We start from the raw sequence: 1730 nt of genomic DNA, 5'->3' as shown, positions 1-1730 counted from the left end.
GCTTGGGTATGAATGCAGAGCAAGGTATCACCAACTATGTAATCAATCATAAATTAACCATAGCGGACTTATTACATCCGGTGGCAGAAGTGGAGAATTTATCTGTAATTGGAGCCGGTCCAATTCCTCCGAATCCGGCGGAATTGATTTTAAGCCCGCGTATAGAGCAGTTATTTATTGCATTAAGGCAACAATTTGATTATATTATTGTAGATACTTCACCTGTCGGACAGGTAGCCGATGTATTTACGCTTAATCGTTTAGCGGATGCTTGTTTGTATGTAGTGCGCTATAACTATACTTTTAAAGAGCAAATCAATATTGTGAATGATATTTACCACAATAAAAAATTAAGTAATTTGATGGTGGTGCTCAACGATTCAAAAAAGCAAAATAGTTACGGTTATGGTTATGGCTATGGTTATGGCTATGGTTATGGAGATGACAATAGGAAATCTCATTGGCAACGCTTCAAGGGTTTATTTGGTTTGTAGCTCAGTAGTGTGAAAGAGGTACGAAAAAAGTAAAACAGCAGCCTCTATTTGGAGGAAGAACGTGATCTAAGCAAATGCAAAGCATTCACGGATACAACAGAATATATAAACAGGGGTAATGGTAATTTCATAAAAGAGCAAATTCTCCCAGCGATTCATTGTCGGATGGGTTGGGGAGTGAGATGGAGTAGTGTAACAAACTAACTCGTAAAATGTAACTTAGTAACAGATAACAGATAACATAATGAATAAACCCCAAAATAAAAAAATAGCCATTATAGGACTTGGTTATGTAGGTTTACCTTTAGCCATTGAGTTTGCAGCACATTTCCCAGTAATAGGCTTTGATATTAATAAAGAAAGAGTTACGGAGTTAAATATAGGCAAAGACCGCACTCAAGAAGCAGATATTGAAAAACTAAATAAGGCTTTGTATGCAGCAAAAACAAATAATTTAGGCGTCGGTTTGGTTTGTTCCAATGATGTTGAAGTTTTAAAGACCGCAAATGTTTTTATTGTTACAGTTCCCACACCCATTGACAAATATAATGCTCCTGATTTGACACCATTGCTAAAAGCTTCAGAAATGTTGGGCAAGGTTATTAAAATTGAAGATATCATTATTTACGAATCTACTGTTTATCCTGGTTGTACGGAAGAGGACTGCGTCCCCGTATTAGAAAGGCACTCTGGGTTAAAATTCAACCGGGACTTCTTTGTGGGTTATTCGCCTGAACGCATTAACCCAGGTGATAAAGTTCATACCTTGACCTCTGTAAAAAAAGTGACTTCTGGTTCTACTCCTGATGTAGCAAAGGAGGTGGATAACCTATATAAAACCATTATTACAGCAGGCACTCATCTAGCTCCCAACATCAAAGTTGCAGAAGCTTCAAAAGCGATTGAGAATGCGCAACGTGATGTCAATATCTCTTTCGTAAATGAGTTAGCATTAATCTTTGACAGGGTGGGTATAGATACCAATGATGTATTGGAGGCTGCAGGTACCAAATACAATTTTCTTAAATATAAACCTGGATTGGTAGGAGGGCATTGTATCAGTGTAGATCCTTATTATTTAGCACATAAAGCAACCCAATTAGGCTACCACCCGCAGGTGATCTTATCGGGCAGAAGAGTCAACGATATGATGGCGCAATTTATTGCTGGTCAAGTGGTCAAATTAATGATTCAAAAAGATCATGTCCATATAAAGGGTGCAAAAGCACTCATTTT

At 37.6% G+C, this 1730-nt stretch carries 2 protein-coding genes; both read left to right on the top strand.

Features of this window, described 5'->3' with window-relative positions; translation table 11 throughout:
- Window positions 1-494 (top strand): tyrosine-protein kinase family protein (locus ACQR30_RS11525; protein ID WP_429735208.1); only part of this gene is annotated, 494 nt, incomplete at its 5' end.
- A gap of 244 nt (window positions 495-738) precedes the next feature.
- Window positions 739-1730, top strand: a 992-nt coding sequence (locus tag ACQR30_RS11520) for a nucleotide sugar dehydrogenase (protein WP_429735206.1), incomplete at its 3' end; no start/stop codon positions are given.

This window comes from Arachidicoccus sp. (assembly GCF_050436765.1).
GTDB lineage: Bacteria > Bacteroidota > Bacteroidia > Chitinophagales > Chitinophagaceae > Arachidicoccus.
This window is presented reverse-complemented; position numbering and strand designations above follow the sequence as displayed.